The organism is Pseudomonas sp. JR33AA, assembly GCF_021378985.1.
GTDB classification, from domain to species: Bacteria; Pseudomonadota; Gammaproteobacteria; order Pseudomonadales; family Pseudomonadaceae; genus Aquipseudomonas; species Aquipseudomonas alloputida.
The window spans coordinates 73,970-81,529 of sequence record NZ_JAJSAW010000020.1 but is presented as its reverse complement, the minus strand read 5'-3'; the positions used below and the strand labels follow the sequence as shown (position 1 = coordinate 81,529).

The 7,560-nt window shown below is 62.6% G+C and carries 7 protein-coding genes; 4 read left to right on the top strand and 3 right to left on the bottom strand.

All coding sequences use genetic code 11. From position 1 onward, the window contains the following. Positions 1–39 precede the first annotated feature (39 nt). A complete protein-coding gene (locus LVS58_RS22605) occupies positions 40–555 on the top strand; it encodes a DUF6586 family protein (RefSeq protein ID WP_003248773.1) in 516 nt (171 codons plus the stop codon). A 50-nt stretch (positions 556–605) separates the two neighbouring features. Next, positions 606–839 carry a hypothetical protein gene (locus tag LVS58_RS22600; protein WP_028632474.1) on the top strand — a complete coding sequence of 78 codons (234 nt, stop codon included), beginning with the start codon at positions 606–608 and terminating at the stop codon, positions 837–839. A 50-nt stretch (positions 840–889) separates the two neighbouring features. On the opposite strand, the gene sulA is transcribed toward LVS58_RS22600, so the two are convergent. Both sulA and lexA read right to left on the bottom strand, forming a co-directional pair. Beyond that, a complete protein-coding gene (gene sulA / locus LVS58_RS22595; RefSeq protein ID WP_233692892.1) occupies positions 890–1,366 on the bottom strand; it encodes an SOS-induced cell division inhibitor SulA in 477 nt (158 codons plus the stop codon). A 13-nt stretch (positions 1,367–1,379) separates the two neighbouring features. Further along, on the bottom strand, positions 1,380–1,988 hold the full coding sequence (lexA, locus tag LVS58_RS22590) for a transcriptional repressor LexA (protein WP_010953131.1): 609 nt from the start codon (positions 1,986–1,988) through the stop codon (positions 1,380–1,382). A gap of 215 nt (positions 1,989–2,203) precedes the next feature. Between lexA and LVS58_RS22585 the strand changes: the two genes are divergently transcribed. Both LVS58_RS22585 and nagZ read left to right on the top strand, forming a co-directional pair. Further along, the gene (locus LVS58_RS22585) at positions 2,204–2,911 is read left to right on the top strand and encodes a TetR/AcrR family transcriptional regulator (protein WP_021785423.1); all 708 of its coding nucleotides are present in this window, start codon (positions 2,204–2,206) and stop codon (positions 2,909–2,911) included. Positions 2,912–3,099: 188 nt separating this feature from the next. Then, complete coding sequence (gene nagZ, locus LVS58_RS22580) at positions 3,100–4,098, top strand: beta-N-acetylhexosaminidase (RefSeq protein ID WP_233692896.1); 999 nt, start codon at positions 3,100–3,102, stop codon at positions 4,096–4,098. Between the two features lie 143 nt (positions 4,099–4,241). Here the strand turns inward: nagZ and LVS58_RS22575 are convergent, their stop codons facing one another. Next, complete coding sequence (locus tag LVS58_RS22575; protein ID WP_233692891.1) at positions 4,242–7,559, bottom strand: DEAD/DEAH box helicase; 3,318 nt, start codon at positions 7,557–7,559, stop codon at positions 4,242–4,244. Between the last annotated feature and the right edge of the window lies 1 nt (position 7,560).

Genomic DNA, 7,560 nt, shown 5'->3' with positions numbered 1-7,560 from the left:
GCAGATATCCGCCTTGTAGCCTGATGGGAGGGCACTGAAATGGCCCAGGAACTCTACACCCGTACCAACCAGAAACTGTTCTTCGCCGGCCTCGCCCTCGAGTCCATGGCCAAAGCTGAACAAAGCCAGGCCATGAATGCCCAAGGCCTGGTCCAGGCTGAGCGCGAGTCGGCGCTGTTTCACCTGTATGGCGCTCTGTTGGGGCTATGTCATGAAATCGGGGGCTTCTATCGCCTGCCGGTCGTCGCAACGGTGGAGCAAGCCCTGGCCGACGATGCCCTGAACGGTATCGCCATCCCGGAAGTGGCCGAGTTGCTGGAGCTGGCCCGCCAGCGCGAAACGTGGCTGGCGCAAATGCTCGGTGCTTATGCCGATTTGTTCCGACCACCTGTCGCCCGGAAAGCGCCGAAAACCGACGTTACCCAGCCCCTGATCCAAGCCGTCAATCTTGATGAGCCTGAGCATCCAGCGCTGTCGCGTGCCGAGCTGGAAAGCTGGCGCAACGACCTCAAAAGTTTGGTGAGACGTTTCCGCGACGCGTTGAGTGAGTGCTGATAGCCGCAACGGCTGGTACAATATTCGCCTTTCGCGGAGAACTGCCATTTATGTCTACGTCTTTTCTGGAAATTGTCGAGTTGCCTGATGGCCGCATCGAACTTCGTCGCGCCGAGGATGAGGGCTCTCTGGTAACCCTGGATTTCTCGGAAGACGCCAAGGTGTTCCTGCAGGGTCAGCATGTGGAAGTGGCCAAAGCCATGCTCAGTGTGGGCGTGCAGATGGCCGGTCGCCTGATGGATGGCGAGCTCGAGCGTGAAGAAGGGCCGCGTGTGCTGCACTGAGTGTGCAGCAGCGTATCAGGCTATTTGAAGTGACAGGCAAAGCCTGGACATCAGCCGAGGCGGATGTTCAGGCTTTGTGCGTTTCCGGCACTGGCTGCACGTAGCAGTTGCTGGCGTGCAGTGGCATTGACATTACCCAGCCAGCTCACCACGGTGTGACTGAGGCCCAGGCGCAAAGCCTCACAGGCCAGCTGCAACGAGCTTTGATTGCTGCGAGGTTGCAGCAGCAGAATACGTTCACGGTTGAGCCCGGCATCGCGCAGCCAGGCCTGGGTCAGGCTTGGCGGTGGGGCGATCAGGGTCAGCCAGCGGGCCTCGTCCTCTTCGCTCAGCTCGCGCAGCACTGGCGCCAGCAGGCTTTGGCAGTGGCCAGGGGCGCCGCGCAGCGACAGTTCGCTGAACAGCTCGGGCTGGCCGCTCTTGCGCGCCGGTTCCCTGGCTTTCAGGCCTGGCAGCACGGGCTGGGCGAGGAATGCTTCGAACAGGGGCAACTGGGCTTGCTCGGGTGCGTGAATGAACTGCTGCATGACGCCTCCTGGATCAGCGGCGAATGACGCCGACGCTCAAGCCCTCGATCACCAGCTCCTGTTCTTTCAGGTCGACTTCGATGGGGGCGAATTCGGGGTTTTCGGCAAGCAACCAGACTTTGCTGCCTTCACGCTTGAAGCGCTTGACGGTGACTTCGTCGCCGATACGCGCCACCACGATCTGGCCGTTGCGGGCTTCACGGCAGGTGTGCACAGCCAGCAGGTCACCGTCGAAGATGCCGACGTCCTTCATGCTCATGCCGTGTACGCGCAGCAAATAGTCGGCTTGGGGGTGGAAGAAGGCAGGGTTGATGTTGCAGGATTGCTCGATGTGCTGTTCGGCAAGAATTGGCGCACCGGCAGCTACCCGGCCGATTATTGGCAGGCCGGCTTCTTCGGCCTTGGCTTCCAGGCCAGGGATGCGGATGCCGCGGGAAGCGCCCGGCGTCATTTCGATCGCGCCCTTGCGGGCCAGGGCCTTGAGGTGCTCCTCGGCGGCATTGGGCGACTTGAAGCCCAGCTCCTGAGCAATCTCGGCGCGGGTAGGCGGAAAGCCGTTGTCTTCCAGGCAGCGCTTGATGAACGCGAGAATTTCGGCTTGGCGTGGCGTCAGTTTCAACATGGTAAGCGCTCTGTCTTTTTGTACAGTGACTGGGATTATATACAGTACTGGGTGCGCTGCAAGCCAAAAGGCGCAATAAACAGAAGAGGTGTCGCTTGCAGTGGGCCGGCTGGCGCTTTTAAATGGCGACCGCCCGGTCACCGAGCCTTGACAGAAGCGGGGCTGAAACGTATGTTTCAAACACCTGTTTGTCTGGCGGAGTAGTCGGAGTAGTCATGGCCCAATCGGAAACCGTTGAACGCATTCTCGATGCTGCCGAGCAGCTGTTCGCGGAAAGGGGGTTTGCCGAAACCTCGTTGCGGCTGATTACCAGCAAGGCCGGGGTAAACCTGGCGGCAGTCAACTATCATTTCGGCTCCAAGAAGGCGCTGATCCAAGCTGTTTTTTCGCGTTTCCTCGGCCCATTCTGCGCCAGTCTCGAGCGTGAACTGGAGCGGCGCCAGGCCAAGCCGGAGCACAAGCCCAGCCTCGAGGAACTGCTGGAAATGCTCGTAGAGCAGGCGCTGGCCGTGCAGCCGCGTAGCAACAACGACCTGTCGATCTTCATGCGCCTGCTGGGTCTGGCGTTCAGCCAAAGCCAGGGTCACCTGCGGCGCTATCTGGAAGACATGTACGGCAAGGTGTTCCGCCGCTACATGCTGCTGGTGAACGAGGCTGCGCCACGCATTCCGCCACTGGAGCTGTTCTGGCGTGTGCACTTCATGCTGGGTGCCGCGGCCTTCAGCATGTCTGGTATCAAGGCCCTGCGGGCGATTGCCGAGACCGACTTCGGCATCAATACCTCGATCGAGCAGGTGATGCGCCTGATGGTGCCGTTCCTGGCGGCAGGCATGCGCGCTGACAGCGGTGTGACCGACGAGGCGATGGCCACTGCGCAGCTGCGTCCGCGAACCAAGACCAGTTCGGCTACAGCCAAGGCCTGAAGGCTGGGCGTGGCGGGGCGCTTCCGCTAAGCTAGCGCCCATGCGCTATCTCGATCTGCTCCACATTTCCCTTGCTGACCAGCGCCTCTATGGCTTCGCCTGTGGCCAACAGCGCGTGGCTGTCGGTGTCTGCAGCCCCCGGTGGGCCTCTCTCTGTCTTCAATGAAGGATTACCCATGACTGTCAGCCTGCAAGGCTCCCTGATGGTGGATATCGCCGGTAAATGGCTGACCGCCGAAGACCGTCAACTGCTTCGCCAGCCGGAAGTGGCTGGCCTGATCATCTTCGCCCGCAATATCGACAGCCCGCGCCAGGTGCGCGAGCTGTGCGCGTCCATCCGTGCCATTCGCCCCGAACTGATCCTGGCAGTGGACCAGGAAGGTGGCCGCGTTCAGCGTCTGCGCCAGGGCTTTGTGCGCCTGCCGGCCATGCGTGCGCTAGCCGATAACGCCAATGCCGAATACCTGGCTGAGCAGTGCGGCTGGCTGATGGCGACCGAGGTACTGGCGGTTGGCCTGGACCTCAGCTTTGCTCCGGTGCTTGACCTGGACCACCAGCGTAGTGCTGTGGTTGGCAGCCGCGCCTTCGAGGGTGATCCGCTGCGTGCAACGCGACTGGCCGGCGCGTTCATCCGTGGCATGAATGCGGCAGGTATGGCCGCGTGTGGCAAGCATTTCCCGGGGCATGGCTGGGCCGAAGCCGATTCGCACGTGGCCATCCCAACCGATGAGCGCAGCCTGGAACAACTGCGTCAGGCCGACCTGGTGCCGTTTACCCGCCTGAGTGGGCAACTGGCGGCAGTGATGCCGGCGCATGTCATCTACCCGCAGGTTGACAACCAGCCTGCTGGCTTCTCGCGGCGTTGGTTGCAGGACATCCTGCGTGGCGAGCTGGGCTTTGATGGGGTGATTTTCAGTGATGACCTGTCGATGGCCGGTGCGCATGTGGTGGGCGACGCGGCCAGTCGTATCGAGGCGGCGCTGAGCGCCGGTTGTGATATGGGCCTGGTGTGCAATGACCGGGCGGCAGCGGAGCTGGCGCTGAGTGCAGCGCAGCGCATGAAGGTCAAGCCGTCGCCGCGGATTGCGCGGATGCGTGGGCAAGGGTTTGCGAGAACCGATTATCGCCAGCAGCCGCGCTGGCTGGAGGCGTTGGGGGCGTTGAAGGAAGCTCAGCTGGTCGATTGACTGCGCGGGCCTTTTCGTTCCCGCAAGTCGGGTTTACCTGCGAATACGGTAGCGGCGGCAACGTTGAACGGCGGATGGAGATTGGTCGGCAGGGCTGGCCCTTTCGCGGGTGAACCCGCTCCTACGCTCCATCCGCCTTTGGCCTACCGCCCACGTTTTCCAGGCAGTGGCGCAAATAGGGCCTCGATTTCTTCATCGCCAAGCCGCCATTGCCCAGCCTGCCCGCCGTCCAGCAGGCTGGCCGCCAGTGCAGCCTTTTCCTGCTGCAACAACTGGATCTTCTCTTCCACTGTACCCCGGGTAATCAACTTGAACACGAACACCGGCTTGTCCTGGCCGATGCGGTACGCGCGGTCGGTAGCCTGGTTTTCGCTGGCCGGGTTCCACCAGGGGTCGAAGTGGATCACGGTGTCCGCTGCCGTCAGGTTCAAGCCTACGCCCCCCGCCTTGAGGCTGATGAGGAACACTTCGCTTTCACCTTGCTGGAACTGCTGCACTGGCGTGCGACGGTCACGAGTGTCACCGGTCAGCAGGCTGTAGCGGATTTTGCGCTTCTCCAGCTCCTGCTCGATCAGCGCCAGCATCGAGGTGAACTGCGAGAACAACAATACCCGTCGCCCTTCGCTGAGCAGTTCTTCGAGCATTTCCAGCAGCGCGCCCAGCTTGCCCTTGTCGGCCTGGTTGCCTTTGCTTTCCACCCCCTTGACCAGACGCAGGTCGCAGCACACCTGGCGCAGCTTGAGCAAGGCATCGAGAATCACGATCTGGCTGCGTGCGGCGCCATTGCGGGCGATTTCGTCGCGGACTTTCTGGTCCATGGCCACTCGCACGGCCTCGTAGGTATCGCGCTGGGCATCACTGAGCTCGACCCAGTGCACCATCTCGGTCTTGGCCGGCAGTTCTGTGGCCACCTGCTCTTTGGTGCGGCGCAGCAGGAATGGCCGGATGCGGCTGGCCAGGTGGGTCATTCGCTCGCTGTCACCGTGGCGTTCGATCGGGTTGCGGTAATCCTGGTTGAAGCGCTTCAGGTCGCCCAGCCAGCCGGGCATCAGGAAGTGGAAGATCGACCACAGTTCGCCCAGGTTGTTCTCCATCGGCGTGCCGGTCAGGCACAGGCGCTGCCCGGCCTGTAGCTCGCAGACAGCGAGGGCAGCCTTGCTGCTGCTGCTCTTGATGTTTTGCGCTTCGTCCAGTAACAGCACGTGCCAGGCCTGGGTGCGGAGCTGTTCGAGGTCGCGGGGTATCAGGGCGTAAGTGGTCAGGACCAGATCGTACTCATGCAGTTGGGTGAAGTGCTTGCTGCGCCCCGGCCCATGCAGTGCCAGGACGCGCAGGTCGGGCGCGAAGCGTTGGGCTTCGTCCAGCCAGTTGGGTATGAGGCTGGTCGGCATGACTGCCAGGGCCGGTGCACTCAGGCGCCCGGACTGTTTCTCCAGCAGCAGATGGGCCAAGGCCTGCAGGGTTTTGCCCAGGCCCATGTCGTCGCCGAGGATACCGCCGGTACCCATCTCGCGCAGGGCCTGCAGCCAGTTCAGGCCTTGCTGCTGATAGGGGCGCAAGCTGGCCTGCAGCCCGGTGGGCGGTTCTACCTGCAGGTCGCGGGCATCGCGCAGGCGCCGGCCCAGATCGCGTACGTGCTCGCCACCTTCCCAGTGCAGTGGCAGGCCTTCTATTTCGTTCAGGCGCGCGGCATCGGCGCGCTCCATGCGCAGGGACGGGCCTGCAGTGTCCTCGTGCAAGTAGAGCTCGCCCAGGGTGCCCATGACTGCCTTGATGCGGCCATAGGGCAGGGCAACGCGCAAAGCCGGGGCATCGAGACGGCCGCGATTGAGGTCGATCAGCAGGTGTTCATCATCACTGCGCCGGGCAAGTTCGCTCGGGCGGAGCAGCTCCGGGCTGCTGCGCAGCAGTTGCAGGACGATCGGCAGCAGGCTGTGGCGCTGGCCATCGACCACGATACCCAGCTCCAGGTCGAACCATTCATGGCCGGGGGCTTCGTCGATGGTGGCGTACCAGTCGTCCACCTCCTGCAGGTTGAAGGCGAAGTCGCGGTGAATATCGATGTCCCAGCCGGCTTCGCGCAAGCGTGGCAGGCCTTCGCGGGCGAAGCGCAGCCAGGCTTCGTCGTTAGGCAACTGATACATTTCGCCGGCGCTGTCGGGTAGGGCCTTGCTCTGCCGTGTGGCGGGTGTGAAGCCGAAGTCGCGCAGCACCTTGCGCAGCGCCTGCTCGGCTTGAGTCTGGCGGCGAATGCGCTGGCTGGTGCTGCCTGCCAGGCGGGTCAGCGGCTTGTCGTCGGTGCCGCTGGCCTGCAAGCCGTCATAATCGAACGCCAATGCGGCGCGGTGTTGCATTTGCCGTTGCATGCGACCGGTTTTCGGCATGTAGGCGGTGTATTCAAGGCTGCCGAGAGCAAGAAGGGGCTTTGGCTGGATGTTGTCGAGCAACTGCTCCTGCACTTGCGTCGGGGTCGGCACCTTGTGGCTGAGGGCATTGAGCTTGTGGCTCAGGGGGACGACCAGGTGTTCCGGTACATCGGGTGCGATCGTCAGCTGCACGGCGACGTGCGGATCCAGGCTGTGCTCGACCTTGCCCACTTCATGGGTCGGCAGGTCCAGGTAGTAAAGCGGCAGCAGCGGGATGACGCAGCGCAGCATCTCGTCGCCGCTGTACCACCGTCCCCGGTAATTTCCGTTGTCCAGGCGTACCCAGCGAAACTCGGCGTGGCGCACTGGGCCTTCATGAAGCGGCGGGAGGTCGGTATCGAAGAACATTCGCCCGGTTTCGAGGGCGCGCTGGAACAGCTCGCCACCTTCATGACCCTTCAGTTTGTAGCCGCGATCTTGGCCGCCGCCCTGATTCAGGGCCGAGAGCAGGCGCAGAATGCGGATGTCTTCGTCGGTTACGAAGCGCGGTGGCTCGTAGAGAAAATCGTAAAGTGACTGGACGCGGCTGAAGCGGATGCCGTCCTCCGTTCGCGTTCCCTTGCGGACAAGCAGGGCGCAGCCAGCATCGTCGGTGAGCTGCAACTGATAGCACACCATGCGCCCGCGTTTGTCTTCGGTCGCCTCGGTTTTGGGTGGGGCCTGCTCCAGGCCGCTCAACCAGTGCTGCAGTTCGGCGGACAAGGCGCCTGGGCTGGCTTGCGTGTGCTCACTGCCGGAAAAGCGCTCGCTGACGCAGAAAAGTACAGCAGCGCAATGCTTGCAGTTTTGCCGTACCGGGCAATCGCAGTCACCGCGCACATGGCACCGGCCGCCGGCAACGTGCAACTCGATGTGTTGCCGGTAGTGGTTGTTGCCGCTCCCTTGGCAACTGGCCGTTATGGTGGGCCCACGAATGCCTTTCAGTTCGGCCCTGCCTTCCTCGGCATAGCGCTCACCGCGCTGCAAGGCAGCTTTGCTGAACGATTGAATCCAATTCGGATAGGCGTTCACCATTTCGGCGGCATCGTGCGTCATG